Genomic DNA, 16820 nt, shown 5'->3' with positions numbered 1-16820 from the left:
ATTAACATATGATTAATAATATTAATAGTAAAAATAAAATGAAGGCAATATATTTTTTGTTAGTAATGACGTTTTGCATATATTTACATAATCATGCGTCATCTTCTATTATAGAAGGAAAACAATATATAAAGTTACATAAACCTATTCACAATGCACCAAAAATTTTAGAATTTTTTTCTTTTTATTGTACGCATTGTTATCAATTTGAACAGATTTATAATATTTCCAACAATATACAAAAAAAATTACCTAAAAATATCATTTTTTATAAATACCATGTAAACTACATAGGAGATTTAGGAAAGCAATTAACACATGCCTGGGCGGTAGCAATGGCTTTAGGCATAGAAAATCAAGTTAGCTCTTTTTTATTTACAGCAATACAAAAACAACAATCTATTCATACTATAGACGACATTCGAAAAACATTCATAAAATTGGGTATTGATGCTGATACATATGATACAACTTGGAACAGTATATTAGTTCAATCTTTAATTAAAGACCAAGAACAAGCAGCGATCAATTTTCAATTAAAAAGTATTCCAGCAATATTTGTAGATGGAAAATACATGGTGAAAAATGATCAACTAAATATTGCTTCAATTCCAATATATATTCAACAATTTTCTGAATTACTACATTTATTAATAGAAAAAAAATAAAATAATATGGCTAATTTTAAACAAAAACATATATTAAAACAAACTATCATATTTTATCATATTTATTCTTCTGTTTTAACAATAAATATGATAACTTAATTATCATAAAATTCCTCCTATTTGTTTCATATAAGAAACCATATGAATAAAATATTTTATGACTAATATTATAGATAATCCAATTATTTTAATAGATGGATCTTTTTATATATATCGAGCATATCATGCATATCCACCTTTAACAACAAGCACAGGATATCCTGTTTGGGTTATATATGGAGTTATAAACATGATTAGAAGCTTATTAATAAAATATCGACCTATTCATATGGGTATTGTATTTGACTCCCCCGGTAAAACATTTCGTAATGATTTATTTAAACAATATAAATCGAATCGACCTCAAATGCCCGAAGATTTATGTATTCAGATTACACCTCTAAATACAATAATAAAAGCAATGGGAATTACCGCGCTAAGCGTACCTTATGTAGAAGCAGATGATGTAATCGCAACATTATCTAATTTTTATGCTCAACTAAAAAACAAAACAGTGTTAATTAGCACTGGAGATAAAGACATGGCTCAAATTGTATCTTCTAACATTATTTTAATAAATACTATGTCTAATATCATATTGGACTCTTTAGAAATAAAAAAAAAATTTGGGGTATCACCTAATCTAATAGCAGATTATTTAGCATTAATTGGAGATCGTTCCGATAATATTCCTGGAGTACCAGGAATAGGCATAAAAAACGCTAAAATTTTATTAAACAACATCGGTAACCTACAAACACTATATCAAAACTTACATAAAATATCCATTTTAAATCTTCGAAATTCCCAATCGATAAAAAATACATTAATTAAAAATAAAAAATTAGCCTTCCTTTCCTATAAATTAGCAACTGTGAAAATCGATGTTCCTTTAAACCAATCTGACTATAAATTATTAATACAAAATATTGATTCCCAACAATTATTTTTATTATTTAAAAAATACGAATTTAATACTTGGGTATCAGAGCTACAGGCAGGTACATGGTTAAAAAAATACAAAAATACTAAAAAATCATCAACTCAAAATTCTCAACTAAGCAACACCTCTCTTATTTCAAATACTATAACACATACATGTAACTATTATCCATCATTCCCATCTAGTAATAATAACGACATTATATCTAATATTTCATCACTAACAAATTGGATAAAACAAAATAACACTCACCACTGTTTTATCTTGAATATATATTCAAATAATTTTGATATTTTTACTCCTAATATCATTGGAATATGTATATCTACATACACTATGAATTCCATGCATAACGCATATATACCAATCAATATTCAACATACTTTAAATATAGATAATAATAACGATACGTACCAATGGTATTTAAATCTAACAGAAGTATTATCTATTTTGAAACCAATTTTAGAAAATATAAAAATAAAAAAAATTGGACATAATATGAAATTTATTTTTTCTTTATTAAAACAACATAATATACATTTATCTGGACCAATTTTTGATGTAATACTAGAATTATATGTATTATATGGCACTTCTAATTATCAAAATATAAAACGTTTTTTAAATAAAACTACAATATTAGATCATATTTTTAAATTCCAACAAATCTATAATAATAATAAATATCTTATTAAAAAAAATATTAGAGATATACAATTAGAATCATCATGTTCAACGCAATTAATATATGCCATATCAAATTTACATCAAATTTTATGGACAGAAATAAAACAACATAACGAATTAAAAAAAATATTTATAAATATAGAAATACCATTAATATCCGTTCTTTCTAGAATTGAAGATTATGGAGTATTAATAGATAAAAAATTTTTATATTCTCATTCAATAAAACTAAATTCTCAGCTAAACAATTTAAAAACACAAGCATATCAATTAACAGGGTCTTCATTTAATTTAGATTCTCCCAAACAATTACAAGAAATCTTATATAATCAAGAAAAATTACCAATTTTTAAAAAAACTCCTCATGGAGCTCCTTCTACTAGCGAAGAAGTACTAAAAAAATTATCCAAAAAACACTCTATACCCAAGATTATTTTAAAATATAGAAGTTTATCTAAATTAAAATCAACATATACTAATAAATTAATATCTATGATCAATAAAAAGTCAAATCGTATACATACTTCATATAATCAAACTCGAACTTCCACTGGACGACTCTCTTCCACAAATCCTAATCTTCAAAATATTCCCAATCGCAATTATGACGGAAGAAAAATACGGCAAGCCTTTATTGCTCCAGAAAATTCTTTAATTATATCAGCGGATTACTCTCAAATAGAATTAAGAATTATGGCTCATTTATCTCGCGATCTCAAATTAATTAATGATTTTCTTGAAGAAAAAGACATTCATACCACAACAGCCTCTGAAATCTTTGTTACGTCATTACATTTAGTGACAGGAGAGCAAAGACAGCGCGCAAAAACTGTTAATTTTGGTTTAATTTATGGTATGACTGCTTTTGGATTATCAAAACAATTATCAGTAACATGTCAAGAAGCTCAAAAATATGTAGACCGATATTTTCAACGCTATCCTGGAGTTATGCAATATATGCAATATATTAAGGATTATGCTAAAAAAAATGGATACGTATCCACTTTAGATGGCCGTAAATTATATTTACCAGATATTTACTCTTCTAATATATCCCAAAAAAAAGGAGCCGAAAGATCAGCAATTAATGCTCCTATGCAAGGAAGCGCTGCAGATATCATTAAAAGAGCAATGATATCTATTGATTCTTGGTTACAAACAGATAATATCCCTGTTCACATGATTATGCAAGTACATGATGAATTAGTTTTTGAAGTAAATAATACATTTGTAGATATTGCAGTAAAACAAATTAGAAAACTTATGGAAGAATGTTTTATTTTAAATGTTCCTTTAAAAGTAGATATTGGAGTTGGAAAAAATTGGGAACAAGCCCATTAATCAAGAAAATAATACCAATGTTTAAAAAATTATTACTACTATAGTATATAGAGTATATAAATACTACAATAATTGCTATATTCTATCTTATAATATTAAATTAAAAAACTACAATTTATTTATTAAAAATCTTCTATTCAATAAATAAAATTCTTTTATAAAAAATAAAATTCAATTTTTAACGCAAATAATAAAAAGTTATATGTAGCTAATTTCTTTTTACATTGAATACTTATGGAGATTTTATCAACGACTTATTAATAATAATTTTTAATTTAGTTTTAATGTAGTGTTCAATGATGTTATTGATTTCTAAAATTTACTTAAAATATCATAATCAATTGTAATGTACTTATTTATCGTGATATTTTTCATTTTTTATAAAAAAATTTATTTAAATAATTGAAGTAATATAAATATATTGAATATTAATATAAATCCTTGTCAAAATTTATTGATATTTTTTTATTATTTATAAAACTAAATAATACTGATACCTTAAGCATCATGAAATTATGATTCTTATTTCAACAGTACTCTGATTCGAAACTTTTCTTTCCTAGTTATTTATTAACACTTATTCAAAAATATCAAGTTCAAATGAGCACTGCAATACTTACACACACTACAATATGAAGAATTGATTATCCACTATTAAAAATAGAAAGTATACTATTTTACTTATACCGGTAAACACAAAAACACAATAACTTTATTTATATTTTGAATGTATACGTGAACAATTACATACTTTGATAGTATATATCAATATGATATATAAGATTCATTATTAAATTCTACCTAAACCCAGGATACAAAAAATAAACGACCCCCCAATATAATAATTTTTTAAATTATAGTATTCAAATATAATAAAATTCACCCATTTAATTCTATATTCTGCTATATAAAAAATTTTATAAAATACCTTGCTTGTTTTAGCATACCCCGTCCTTCTTGATATATAATTAATACATAAATTAATGATAATAATTGATAAATTTAAATCAAAGAAAGACTTTTATTTTGTATGCAAGATATGTATTATAGTTCCATTTCTTTAAAAGCACGAACAGTACATTTACTTGTATTCTGTTTAACAAAACAATTCTCTCTTTCTTCATTTTGAATTTGTCTTGCTCGTCTGGATGCTACTAATATCAAATTAAATCTATTTTTTATCTCTGTTTTTAAAGATTGCTTTATAGTTGTTTCATTCATTTTTTTTATCTATTATGTAATAGTAATATTCACTCATTCTATACTATAGGTTCGCTTTATTTTACAATAATTTTCAGACAATAAATCAATAATTAAATCATTATGTTGTTGTTTCTGATATACTAAGCGTAGCTGTTCGGATAAAATAATCGATTGTAAATGAAATAATGCAATGTTAAAATCATCATTTATAATGATGTAATCATACTCTTTGAAATGACATATGTCGTTGACAGCATGTTTCATTCTATTACTAATAATTTCATTTGTATCTTTTCTCCTAAGACGTAATCTTAGCTCTAATTCTTCTTTTGAAGGTGGAAGAATAAAAATAGTAAAAAAATTAGTTACTCTATTTTTGATTTGCTGTACTCCTTTCCAATCAATATCTAAAATGATATGCGTTCCAGCATTTAACATAGATTCTATTTTATTTTTTCCAGTTCCATAATAATTATTAAAAATTTTTGCATACTCAAAAAACATATTATTATCAATCATAAACTTAAATTTTTTAAATGAAATAAAATAGTAATCTACCCCATGTTTTTCTCCAAAACGGCGCTTACGAGTAGTATAAGAAATTGATAACTGAGTATCAAATAATAAACAATTTTTCTTTTGTAAAGCACATATTAATGTCGATTTTCCTGTACCACTGGGAGCAGATACAGCACATAATGAACCTATACATTTTTTCATATACCCTAAAACATTCTACTATTTTAATTAAATGATTACTATCATGCACCTTCCCCCGGGGAAATAAGAAATTTCCCCGGGGGAAGGTGCATGATTTTACATTTTTAAAAATTTACCAACTTAAAATAACACGTTACTACTATCTTAGTAACTCATAATATGAATCTTAAATATCTGATCAGTTTAACATATTACTTTTGTTCATAAAATAAAATAATAATAAAAATTTATCTAGATGTTTTTTGTTGAATTTCCAGCAAATGACATACTTCATAAAAATTTTTAAGTTGTACCTCCGATAAAGGAGAAAATATACGATCTAAAATTATATTATGAGTATTTTTAGCTATACGTAATTTATCTCTTCCTTTCTCTGTAATATGTACATATTTTACTCGTCTATCTGTAAGACTTTGTTGTCGTCGTAACATTTCATCTTTCTCCAACGCATCTAAAACTGTAACCACAGTTCTAGATGAAAACCCCATATAGTTCTTAATATCTGTTGCACTAATTTGACCAGTTGTGATGAGATGGAGTATTTTCATTTTGGACATAGACAATCCTTCATTAATTAACTGACCATTTACCTCTTTACGAAGACGATGATAAACTCGAGATAAGGATTCTACCATATTTGAAATATCTGTTAATCTATTCATAATTATATATCTCTAATTGCATTAAAAATAATCATAAGATCTGTATTTGTAATAACAGTGTAGTTACTGTATAAACAAAAACATCCCAGAAACTCTAAAACAAGAAAATTACTACTCTCTCTATGTTGTACAGACAATAAGTAATTTTAGACAATTCGTTTTTAGAGCTATAAATAGCTCGAATACTAATCAAAAAATCATTGTTAAAAATTTTACCTCCTAACTTATAATTCAATATAAAAAATATATGAGTATTGATATAAATCACGAATGATTTTTATTCTATCGAAGTTTTACAGAATTTGAAATATTCCTAACTGGAAAAAGAAAAATGAAAAAAAAGGGATTTTTTGATATATTTTTTATATTTTGTGATTTTTTTTATTATTTAATAATAAAAAATTAATAAAAATTAGAAATTTTTCTTATTAAACACATTTTTTTTAAAAAAAATTTAAATATTTTTATATTATTTGATGTAAAAAAATAAAAAAAATTTTAGGATTTCTACTCCTTTAATTAAAAAAATTAAAAAATAATAATAAAAATTCATATACTTATCCTATATTCCTTATTCGATATTTTGTACCTGCTCGCGAATCTGTTCAACCAGTACTTTTAAAGAAATTGATAAACGTATTATATTCATATCTGCTGATTTAGAAATTAAAGTATTAGCTTCTCTCTGTATTTCTTGAATTACAAAATCTAATTTTCTTCCAATAGGACCTACCTTATCTTTAGAAATACATTTATCCATACTTTGGATATGAATAAATAAACGATCTATTTCTTCTGAAATATCTAATTTTTGGGTCATTACCAATAATTCTTGTTCTAATCTAGTTTTATCTACCATTGAGCAAATATTTTGTACTTGCTCTAAAAGTTTTATTCTTTTTTTATTTAAAAAATCAGGAATATATAACTTAATCTTTTTTATTATTTCAAAAATTTTATATAATCTATCAACCAATTGTTTTTTTAAACATATTCCTTCTTCATTCCTATTTTTCATTAATTGATTTAATGCACTTTTAAAATGAATTAATAACTCTCTAGAAATATGATTCATATCATATTTTTCATATGAAATTACACCGGGATAAAATAATATTTTTGTAAGATCAATAGTTCCATCTGGAATTTTTAATTTAATTTTCTCTGCCGATTTTATTAAAAAGGAAACCAAATTTTCATTAATAATGAAATTAGAATACTCATTACAATAATCTATATCAAATTTTAAATTACACTCAATCCTTCCTCGCGCTATATGAGTTTTAATTATTTTCCTAATCGTCCACGATAAACACTGAAAATTTTTAGGCAAATCAATACAAATATCTAAATAACGTTGATTTAAAGAACGAACTTCCCAAAATCCACATCCCCATACATAAGATATCTCTTGCCTTGAAAAAGCAGTCATACTATTAATCATAATTTACTCTATTATATTTAGAAAATTAAAATCAAAATATACACTCACATCAAACACTTATTTGCAAATATAAAGCATATTCCCATTGTATATTAAAAATAATACACGCTATTTTTATATAAAAAATAAATTATGCTTTTTAAAAAATATACCTCATTGATAAATATACAATTATGATTGTAGTAACTAAAAACAAACGGGTCCAATTCATAATATCCCGTTTTATTTAATGATTCATAATAAAATATCAATTACATAGATATCAAAAAACCCAATTTATATATTTGACATAACTAAAATTTACATGTTTTAAGATAAATCTACATTATTATAATAACTTCTCACATAGAATGACCAAAACCCTTAGTACCACGCATACTACAAGATTTAAAAGATGTAACCAAAGAAAACTGAACTTGCACAAGAGAAATAAATAATAATTGCGCCACCCTTTTCCCAGGAGTAAGAATAAATTCTTCTTCCCCCCTATTCCATAAAGAAACCTGTATTTCTCCTTGATAATCTGAATCAATAAGCCCTACAGAATTACTTAATATTATACCATGATAATGTCCTAACCCAGAACGAGGCAATATGATACCTGCTATTTTTGGATCAGAAATATATACCGCAATTCCAGTAGAAAAAAGTTTAGTTTTATTAGGATAAATAATAACAGGTCTATCAAGGCAGACAAACAAATCTAATCCCGCAGATCCTTCAGTCATATACCTTGGTAATAGAAAATCCCTACACACTCGATTATCCACAATTTTTATATCAATGGTCTTCTTCATATTTTTCATTAAAATTAAATACAATGAATAACAAAACCCATCTTTTTTGAAACCCCCTTTAATTCAATATCGTCAACAATTATTAAACTAAAATTTACAATCAAATAATATAACATATACATATAAATTTATTTTAATGAAATACACACTATAATAAAAGGATTAAAATTATCCTTTTATTCATAAAAAAATCAAATTTATCTTAAATCTCAGTACAATATTACTTACGTACGCCTATTAACCCCTAATAGGTATTATTATTAGCTAATAAATATCATTTCAATAAATTTAATCAAAAATATTCTCCTATGTAAAAAAATACCATACAATTAAAACATATTAATATTTCTAAAATAAAGTTAAATTTTTACAATAATAAAAAATAAAAATCTCCTATATAAAATTATTTGTATATTCTAAATACTATAAAAAAATTAAAATTACAAAATATAAATAAACAATATATATATAATTTAAAGATAATTCAAACCAATCATAATAAACTATAAACATAAAATCTAAAAATTACTATAATTAAAATTAATAATATCGAAAATAACTACTATCATTATAACAATTAGTTTATACTACTTACTTGAATAAATTTTTAAAATATATGTGAGAGTAGAAAAATAAAATTATGTCTAGAATATGTCGTATTACTGGAAAACGTCCCATTAACGGAAATAAACGTTCTCATTCTATGAATGCAACCAAACGTTGGTTTATTCCAAATATTCATTATCATCGTATTTGGATAGATAGCAAAAAAAAGTTTTGTTCAATTCGTATTTCTGCTAAAGGTCTACGTTTTATTGATAAATTGGGTATTGACCAATATTTATCAAATTTATCTTCTAAAAATATAAAAATAACAAAAAAGAAATAAAATCATGGCTAAAGAAATTCGTGAAATAATTTATTTATTTTCTTCTTCTAAAAATGGGCATTTCTATAGTACTACAAAAAATAAACGCTCAAACATTGAAAAAATAAGATTAAAAAAATATGATCCCATTATACGAAAACATGTAATATACGTAGAAAGAAGTAAAAATAAAAAATAATATAAAATAATAATTTACCTAATTTAAAATTTACAATACAATTCAATTTATCATCTATAAAAAATAACACTTTAACGTAATAAAAAATACCAAAGTATGTCATTTATAAATACTACAATTACTCATTATTTAAATTACAAGCGCAATTCTTTACAATATAAAAATAATTTATTTATCAAAAATAAACAAACATACTTTAAAAATTTTCATTTGCTTTAAAATATATTAAATACATATAATTTTCTTAAATCAACTTAACATATACTATTGTACATAATTTTTAGTTAAATAATCATTCAAAATATTGAACGCTTGAGATGTTACTCCTTCATTTTTTTGAAATGCTTTGTAAGCACACTTCCCATAATGTAAACGAAGTTCTTGATCTTTTAATAAAAGATACATAACTTTAATTAAAGAATCAACATCAACAATATTAATTAATCCTCCTAATTTATGTAAAGTAGAACAAATACTATTAAAATTAAACACATAAGGTCCCATAATTATAGGAATAGCATATGTAGCCGGTTCTAAAGGATTATGCCCTCCATGTGGCACTAAACTACCTCCAACAAAAGCTATATCTGAAATTCCATATAACAACATTAATTCTCCTATAGTATTATTAATAATTACTTGTATATTTTCTGATGGAATTACTCCACTACTTTTTGTGATATAAGAAAAACCAAAATTTTTAGTAATATTAATAACATGCGAAAAACGCTCAGGATGTCTTGGAGACAAAATCATAAGTAAATTTGGAAATATAGTTAAAAGATTTTCGTGTACTTTCAACAATATTTTTTCTTCTCCCTGATGTGTACTACCAGCTATCCATACTATTCGATTTCTAGTCCAATTTTGTTTTAAATCTGAAATTTGTTTTAATATATCGTGAGTAACCACAACATCAAATTTTAAATTACCTATAATACGTAATTGATACCTTTTTAACCCCAATTTAAGAAACCTACCCGCATTTTCTTTATCTTGAGCAAGAACTATAGTAATACATTGAACAATGTACTTAAAAAAACAACTAATTTTTTTGTATTTTTTAAAAGCAGAATGAGATAATCTAGCATTTAAAATAACAATAGGAATTTTATACAAGTATAAAGTTCTAATTAAATTAGGCCACAATTCTGTTTCCACAATAATAAATAATTTAGGTTTAATACGATTAATAAATCTTTTTACAGCATTAGGTAAGTCATATGGAAGATACATACATTGTACATTCTGATAATTAATCGTAACCTGACAAGCTAATTTTAAACCAGAAGGGGTCATTGTAGTAACAATAATAGCAAGATTAGGATATTTTTTTTTAAACTTCTTAATTAACGGCACTATCGATAATATTTCTCCTACTGATACCGCATGTAATACTATCCCTCCTAGCTTACTACTGCCGATAGTAGTATAATGATAACTATAACGTTCTAACCAATTTTTACGATATTCAGGAACTTTTATACTAAGCCACAACAACCGGATCCAAATTATAGGTTGAACAATATACATGATTATGTCATATATTACAAAATAAAAAATATACATATATTTATTAATTAAAATATAAACAAATCTCTAATATAATAGAACTCCCCAATACTATAATCATTATATATAAATATATATAAAAAATGTTGATTTAATGATAGTATATTTCATAGTGTATGGTTTATTCACTCAAACATACAAATCTAAAAAATTAGGTTTGTATGTTTGAGATAAAAATATAAATTTTTAATAAAAACCAAATAGTAAAATAAAGGGGTCTAATTATGTATAAAATTCTACTCAACAAGTACCGAATTTTTATAAACAAATTAATTACTATACTTGTAAAATATTTTAAAAAATAAATTAATTAAAATTTAATGAAAGTTTAAAATAAAATATTGCATGCAGTCTTATGGAACTTCTACTAATCCTAAAAATTTTTTATGTATAAACTTATTCTTTATCGGATCTCAAATAAAAGAATTATGTAAAAAACTTATCTTTAAATTTACTCCAAACAAACTCTGGATGAAGATTATCCATCCGTCCTGTTTTAGATCTTAAAATAGTTTGATTCAATCCATACGTACCTATTAATTCTGGATTAGTTGGCCCGTATAAAGTTAGATTAGAACAATCGTAAGCTGCTGCTAGATGACTTAATCCAGTATCAACTGAGATAATAGCTGAAGCTTGTATAATTTGAATAGAAACTTCCCACAAAGTTAAATGCGGTAAAACTATAATTTGAGAAAAATAATTTTTAAGACATTTAACAAACCACTCTTCTCGTTTTGTCCAAAATGGGATTTTTATACGATAATCTGAAAATTTTAATACTTTTTGTATAAAAATTAGCCAACTAGATTCTGGCCAACACTTCAGTAAACAAGTAGTGGAATGTAATAATATTAAATATGGGGCCTCACTCTTTTTTATACAAGATTGAAAAATATGTCGAATATTGTATTGTCCTATACATGATGGGACTGAATATCCTAAACTATAAGCAAATAATTTTCTTATACGTTCTATAGCATGTTGAATTTTATTAATACGATAACACTTATCATAAACCCAGCAACTTATAGGTTCTTTAGCACTAAACCGATCTAAACCATGCTTTATTCCAACAGCAAAATATGTTGCAAATAAAGATGTTTTTAACAAACCTTGAGCATCAATTATAGCATCATATTTTTTAGCCCCTACTTGTGTAATATAATTATTATATTCTTTCCAGGAACGCAATGTATACCATTTCTTTTTCCACAGTCTTAGTTTGATGGGTATAACTTGAAATACGGATAAATGCCACTGTGGAATTTCAGCAAACGTTTCCTCAACAACCCAATCAAATAATACATTAGGTATAAAATTTGCAGCATCAGTCACCGCAGGTAAGGTATGGATGATATCTCCCATAGAAGAAATTTTTATAATCAATGCATGATACGTACTCATTATAATATTTACATTAACAAATTAAAATTATTACTTCAATAATGTTTCAATTCTTTAAATACTTTTGAATTGAAGTTTTTTAATTAAATTCCTATGATAATCATCATTATATTGAATAATATGACGATTTTTATTCATTCTACATATCAATATATATCTGTTATACTATGTTTGATGACAAAACACTACTTATTATCTAAAAATCGGAATAGAAAATAACGTACGTAACATATATGATATGAATCATATATGTATGTCTATTGAATTCACATCAACCTCCCTACGATAAGCTTGTGTATGTGATTTATAATAATGTTTTCCCAATACAAAAAAATACATTATACATTATCTGCTACAAACTACGTTTACTATAGAGAAATACTCCATCCCTGAATTATTACCCCTTGCGACATATATAATACATAAATAAAACCAAAATTTTTTATTCTAAAGAAGTATGATTTCAATAGATTCTAATAAATTTTTTTCAGTTTATTAAATTTAACAAATTTAATAACGTTATTTATTGATAATCAATTTTATCACAATCTTACAAATTACTACGTATCATCCATGATACAAATTACTTTTAAATTTAAATTATATAATAATAATAGAGAACTAATTTTAATAATTCATATGTTAATTCAAGATCATCATACCCAATTAATTATTTACATAAAAATTATGCAATTTAAACCTAAATTATTTATTATGAATTTCACTACCTTATTTTTTAATACAAATAATATCAATAAAAAGACGAATCTGAAAATTTTTGTTATATTTAAATCATACTACATAATATTATAAAGAATCATATCTTCTATTATGAATAAAATTGCTACTGTATTTTTAACGTATATCATTTTCTATAAAAGCCTATATTGCATCATTTTATTTTCATCAAACTAATTTTTTTCTCTAATAAAAAAGTACCCAATAAAAAATATGAAAACAAATTTAAATGAATTAATTAACGCTATTACTTGCATACAGTTGTCGAATAATTGTTCTTTATTAATAATATGCTGATAATTTTAAAGTTCTATATATAATAATATATTATGAAAGTAATAAGATTTATTTCTTTCACCCTATCATTTTATTTACTATAAATTTATTTATACCGAATTGAAACAATACAACCAACCTTTTAATTATAACCCATATTTCATAAACAATAATTTTTATATAAAATATACACTATTACTGTATCTTTTTCTACCAAACAATTAATCATTAACACTGTTCATACAAAATAATATACTATCATACACATATATAAATTCAGCCAATTTAAATACTTATAAATACCCTCATTTACATCAATAAATTTATTTTCATATCCTATCCCTTGAAGTTGAGAAATATTTGCTTTTGTAAAATATTGATAATATTTTTGTATTTCTTTTGGCATAGTAACATACTTTATTGTGTTATAATTTAAAAGATTTAATACAATACTAGTGACAAATTCAAAAGACCTAGCGTGACCCGTACCACAATCAAAAATACCAGATATTTTATTATACCAAATCCATAAATTCACATTCACTATATCATCTATGTATACAAAATCTCTTTTAAAATTTTTACTTCCAACAAATAAAATAGGACTTTCTTTATTTTTAACTTTTTTATATATATTTAAAATAACACTTGCCATTCGGCCTTTATGAAATTCATGAGGACCGTATATATTAAAATATCGTAAACCACATACTTGAGACTTTACCTTAGGCAATATATTATGTACATACCGATCAAATAAAAATTTAGAGTAACCATACATAGTAACCGGATTCTCAATTGAATTAATAATTTTATTATTACGACAATAAACATTGCACATATTTGATCCATACACTGAAGCAGAAGAGGCATATATAAAAGGAATCTCATATTTTATACAGTAAAATAAAAGTAATTTAGAATATTCATAATTATTTTTCATCAAATATTTACCATTCCATTCCCTTGTATTAGAACAAGCACCTTCATGGAATACTACTTCTATATTTTTAAAATAACTAGGGTTATCTAATAATTTATTTATAAAATAATCTTTATCTAAATAATCTGAAATATCTAAATTCATTAAATTTCTATATTTTTTACCATTACTAAGATTATCGACTACTAATATTTCTTTTTTCTCTACCTCATTCAACTTTTTTATAATATTTCTACCAACAAATCCAGCTCCTCCAGTAACTATAATCATGTCTCAATATCTCTGAGTTTTCTACATAAAAAATATATGATATATACTAAATATATGCCCTTTAGTGCATATTAAATTATTATTTTTAATTTTTTACACAATGAACATATCGGATCAATTTCTTATTTTCAATAAGTCATCTCTATACATTACTTTGTATCTTTATTTAATGGATTTTTTATTTCTGACCCCACAACAATACCACATGCTTTTCTACCATTTTAATTATATAAATAAGGAAAGTAAAATAATTTTAAAACATATATACTATACTAATATCATCACACCACCATAAGTGTATATCCCAACATTGATTTTTTAATTTCATCATTAAGAATAAATACACTTTACAATATCTTATTTTTACTGATCAATAATTCTATGATATATTTTATATATAACTGTTACTTTCACTAAAAAGTCCAACTTTACTTCCCAAGACTTATTACCGACCCTTCTTATAACTATACAAGAAATCTATTCTTCAAATTTCTTTTTAGATTTTCTCTAAAGAACATTAACCGCTAAAAATAGTGAAGGTAGCATACAATAATAATAAAGGCCGGGCACAAATATAAACTATTTTTTTTCATTCATCATACCACAGCTCAATCGTAGCACACACAAACGCTACAGCCACATACGAAGGTGTGTATATATTATTTGATTGTGGTATGTTATAGTTATATATATATTAGTTTTCTTCTCTCTTCCCATTATACTGAGTAGTATCTTTGAATTGGAGGGGTTTGTCAATTGAATTATAGAAAATTGTACGTTGTTTCTTTTATCTATTTTAGGTATGAAAATCAGATAAGAGAAAATGTTTACTTTTAATAATTTTGGTAGTAATATATGTATGTGTGTTACTATTGTATGAGAGGTAATTTGTTTTAGTGCATAAAAGCTTATGCATGGGTTGGTTGTTTGTAAAGTATATGAGTTTAAACTTGAGGTGTGTTAGTTTGATTGTTATTTGAATAGGGGATGATTAATCGGTAAAAAAGGGAAATATTTAATTATTTTTGTTTTTAAAGAGTTGATGTAAGAAAATCATGATTAATTGTTGTTAATGATGTTATTAAGAGAATTGGTGGCATTTACAGAGAGGCATTTATTTTTAGTTTCTGTGTGGTGTGTGTTTTTTTTTATCGTGGTATATAATTTTATTATAGGGTATGTGTTTGGTTATTTTGAAATTTCTTGTGATAAAGTTGTTTTTTTGATTAATAAAAGGAATGCAGTGGTTTTAGATATAAGAAGTTCAAATGAATATTTATCTGGTCATATTATAAATAGTATTAATGTAAAAATTGAGGATATAAAGTATGGTGTTGTTTTTTCAATGAGTGATTGGGTTAAAAATAAAAGAAGTCCGTTAATTATTGTACATGATGTTTGTAGAGGATGGTCATTATTTGCGTTGAGAAGGCATTTAAAGAAATTGGGGTATATGGAGGTGTATTTATTGAAAGGGGGTATTTTAAGTTGGGAAGAGAATTTTCCTTTATTTTTAAAAACAAATAAAATTGGTGCTAATCAGAAAAGGGAATAATAGAAATGTCTTATAATATAGAAATTTATATAAGGAAAGGGTGTCCTTATTGTGATAAAGCAAAATCTTTTTTAAAGAGTAAGTCTTTAAATTTTAAAGAAATTTTTGTTGGCAGGGATTCTTCTGATGCTACTTATTTAGAAATGCGTACTAGGTCTGGAGGATGTGTCACAGTGCCCCAAATTTTTATTAATGGAAAGCATATTGGGGGGTCGGATGATTTATTGAAGTTTAATGATGATCAGGAGGCTTTGAATTTGGTATTAAAATAATAGTGATGTTTTTTGTTATGTTTAGTATAAGATTGTTTTGAGCTAGATTTTTTGAGATTTTATTAAAAAAAAATTTGTATATTTTAAAATAGGGAGAGTCTGAATTTTTATTTTTTAAAATGTTTTGTATTGTGGAGTATGAGTTAGTAAATTGAGATAGATTATGGTGAAGTTTTATAATGAAGTGTTTTTATTTAAAAAAAAGGTAGTTTACTA

The 16820-nt window shown here is 24.4% G+C and carries 14 protein-coding genes; 6 read left to right on the top strand and 8 right to left on the bottom strand.

From position 1 onward, the window contains the following. Positions 1-38 precede the first annotated feature (38 nt). Positions 39-668, top strand: coding sequence for a thiol:disulfide interchange protein DsbA (gene dsbA / locus BVAF_RS03075; protein ID WP_013516917.1), 630 nt, complete (start codon positions 39-41; stop codon positions 666-668). Between the two features lie 157 nt (positions 669-825). Beyond that, positions 826-3678, top strand: coding sequence for a DNA polymerase I (gene polA, locus BVAF_RS03070; RefSeq protein WP_013516916.1), 2853 nt, complete (start codon positions 826-828; stop codon positions 3676-3678). A gap of 1044 nt (positions 3679-4722) precedes the next feature. Here polA and rpoZ read toward each other — a convergent pair. The 5 genes from rpoZ to dut form a co-directional block, all read right to left on the bottom strand. Further along, positions 4723-4899 (bottom strand): DNA-directed RNA polymerase subunit omega, encoded by a 177-nt coding sequence (rpoZ, locus tag BVAF_RS03195; protein WP_013516915.1) that lies wholly within the window; start codon positions 4897-4899, stop codon positions 4723-4725. Between the two features lie 33 nt (positions 4900-4932). Next, positions 4933-5601 (bottom strand): guanylate kinase, encoded by a 669-nt coding sequence (gene gmk / locus BVAF_RS03065; RefSeq protein WP_013516914.1) that lies wholly within the window; start codon positions 5599-5601, stop codon positions 4933-4935. A gap of 227 nt (positions 5602-5828) precedes the next feature. Next, on the bottom strand, positions 5829-6263 hold the full coding sequence (locus BVAF_RS03060) for a MarR family winged helix-turn-helix transcriptional regulator (protein WP_013516913.1): 435 nt from the start codon (positions 6261-6263) through the stop codon (positions 5829-5831). Positions 6264-6834: 571 nt separating this feature from the next. Next, the gene (locus tag BVAF_RS03055; RefSeq protein ID WP_013516912.1) at positions 6835-7707 is read right to left on the bottom strand and encodes a YicC/YloC family endoribonuclease; all 873 of its coding nucleotides are present in this window, start codon (positions 7705-7707) and stop codon (positions 6835-6837) included. A gap of 341 nt (positions 7708-8048) precedes the next feature. Continuing rightward, positions 8049-8504 carry a dUTP diphosphatase gene (dut, locus tag BVAF_RS03050; RefSeq protein WP_013516911.1) on the bottom strand — a complete coding sequence of 152 codons (456 nt, stop codon included), beginning with the start codon at positions 8502-8504 and terminating at the stop codon, positions 8049-8051. 640 nt (positions 8505-9144) lie between these two features. On the opposite strand from dut, the gene rpmB reads away from it, so the two are divergent. Both rpmB and rpmG read left to right on the top strand, forming a co-directional pair. Beyond that, the gene (rpmB, locus tag BVAF_RS03045; protein ID WP_013516910.1) at positions 9145-9393 is read left to right on the top strand and encodes a 50S ribosomal protein L28; all 249 of its coding nucleotides are present in this window, start codon (positions 9145-9147) and stop codon (positions 9391-9393) included. 4 nt (positions 9394-9397) lie between these two features. Then, on the top strand, positions 9398-9571 hold the full coding sequence (rpmG, locus tag BVAF_RS03040; RefSeq protein WP_013516909.1) for a 50S ribosomal protein L33: 174 nt from the start codon (positions 9398-9400) through the stop codon (positions 9569-9571). Between the two features lie 264 nt (positions 9572-9835). Here rpmG and waaA read toward each other — a convergent pair whose 3' ends face one another. The 3 genes from waaA to rfaD all read right to left on the bottom strand — a co-directional run bounded on the left by waaA (position 9836) and on the right by rfaD (position 14777). Continuing rightward, a complete protein-coding gene (waaA, locus tag BVAF_RS03035) occupies positions 9836-11140 on the bottom strand; it encodes a lipid IV(A) 3-deoxy-D-manno-octulosonic acid transferase (RefSeq protein WP_013516908.1) in 1305 nt (434 codons plus the stop codon). Positions 11141-11569: 429 nt separating this feature from the next. After that, positions 11570-12550 (bottom strand): lipopolysaccharide heptosyltransferase I, encoded by a 981-nt coding sequence (gene waaC, locus BVAF_RS03030; RefSeq protein ID WP_013516907.1) that lies wholly within the window; start codon positions 12548-12550, stop codon positions 11570-11572. Between the two features lie 1252 nt (positions 12551-13802). Continuing rightward, positions 13803-14777, bottom strand: a complete 975-nt coding sequence (gene rfaD / locus BVAF_RS03025) for an ADP-glyceromanno-heptose 6-epimerase (protein ID WP_013516906.1) — start codon at positions 14775-14777, stop codon at positions 13803-13805. A 1072-nt stretch (positions 14778-15849) separates the two neighbouring features. Between rfaD and BVAF_RS03165 the strand changes: the two genes are divergently transcribed. Next, the gene (locus tag BVAF_RS03165; RefSeq protein ID WP_013516905.1) at positions 15850-16332 is read left to right on the top strand and encodes a rhodanese-like domain-containing protein; all 483 of its coding nucleotides are present in this window, start codon (positions 15850-15852) and stop codon (positions 16330-16332) included. 5 nt (positions 16333-16337) lie between these two features. Next, complete coding sequence (gene grxC, locus BVAF_RS03015; RefSeq protein WP_013516904.1) at positions 16338-16604, top strand: glutaredoxin 3; 267 nt, start codon at positions 16338-16340, stop codon at positions 16602-16604. Positions 16605-16820 lie beyond the last annotated feature (216 nt).

This window comes from Candidatus Blochmanniella vafra str. BVAF (genome assembly GCF_000185985.2).
Taxonomy (GTDB): domain Bacteria; phylum Pseudomonadota; class Gammaproteobacteria; order Enterobacterales; family Enterobacteriaceae; genus Blochmanniella; species Blochmanniella vafra.
This window is presented reverse-complemented; position numbering and strand designations above follow the sequence as displayed.

Excerpts from the sequence above, each read along its gene's own strand:
- dsbA (WP_013516917.1), top strand. The coding sequence starts at position 39 with ATGAAGGCAATATATTTTTTGTTAGTAATGACGTTTTGCATATATTTA.
- polA (WP_013516916.1), top strand. The coding sequence starts at position 826 with ATGACTAATATTATAGATAATCCAATTATTTTAATAGATGGATCTTTT.
- rpoZ (WP_013516915.1), bottom strand. The coding sequence starts at position 4,899 with ATGAATGAAACAACTATAAAGCAATCTTTAAAAACAGAGATAAAAAAT.
- gmk (WP_013516914.1), bottom strand. The coding sequence starts at position 5,601 with ATGAAAAAATGTATAGGTTCATTATGTGCTGTATCTGCTCCCAGTGGT.
- BVAF_RS03060 (WP_013516913.1), bottom strand. The coding sequence starts at position 6,263 with ATGAATAGATTAACAGATATTTCAAATATGGTAGAATCCTTATCTCGA.
- BVAF_RS03055 (WP_013516912.1), bottom strand. The coding sequence starts at position 7,707 with ATGATTAATAGTATGACTGCTTTTTCAAGGCAAGAGATATCTTATGTA.
- dut (WP_013516911.1), bottom strand. The coding sequence starts at position 8,504 with ATGAAGAAGACCATTGATATAAAAATTGTGGATAATCGAGTGTGTAGG.
- rpmB (WP_013516910.1), top strand. The coding sequence starts at position 9,145 with ATGTCTAGAATATGTCGTATTACTGGAAAACGTCCCATTAACGGAAAT.
- rpmG (WP_013516909.1), top strand. The coding sequence starts at position 9,398 with ATGGCTAAAGAAATTCGTGAAATAATTTATTTATTTTCTTCTTCTAAA.
- waaA (WP_013516908.1), bottom strand. The coding sequence starts at position 11,140 with ATGTATATTTTTTATTTTGTAATATATGACATAATCATGTATATTGTT.
- waaC (WP_013516907.1), bottom strand. The coding sequence starts at position 12,550 with ATGAGTACGTATCATGCATTGATTATAAAAATTTCTTCTATGGGAGAT.
- rfaD (WP_013516906.1), bottom strand. The coding sequence starts at position 14,777 with ATGATTATAGTTACTGGAGGAGCTGGATTTGTTGGTAGAAATATTATA.
- BVAF_RS03165 (WP_013516905.1), top strand. The coding sequence starts at position 15,850 with ATGATGTTATTAAGAGAATTGGTGGCATTTACAGAGAGGCATTTATTT.
- grxC (WP_013516904.1), top strand. The coding sequence starts at position 16,338 with ATGTCTTATAATATAGAAATTTATATAAGGAAAGGGTGTCCTTATTGT.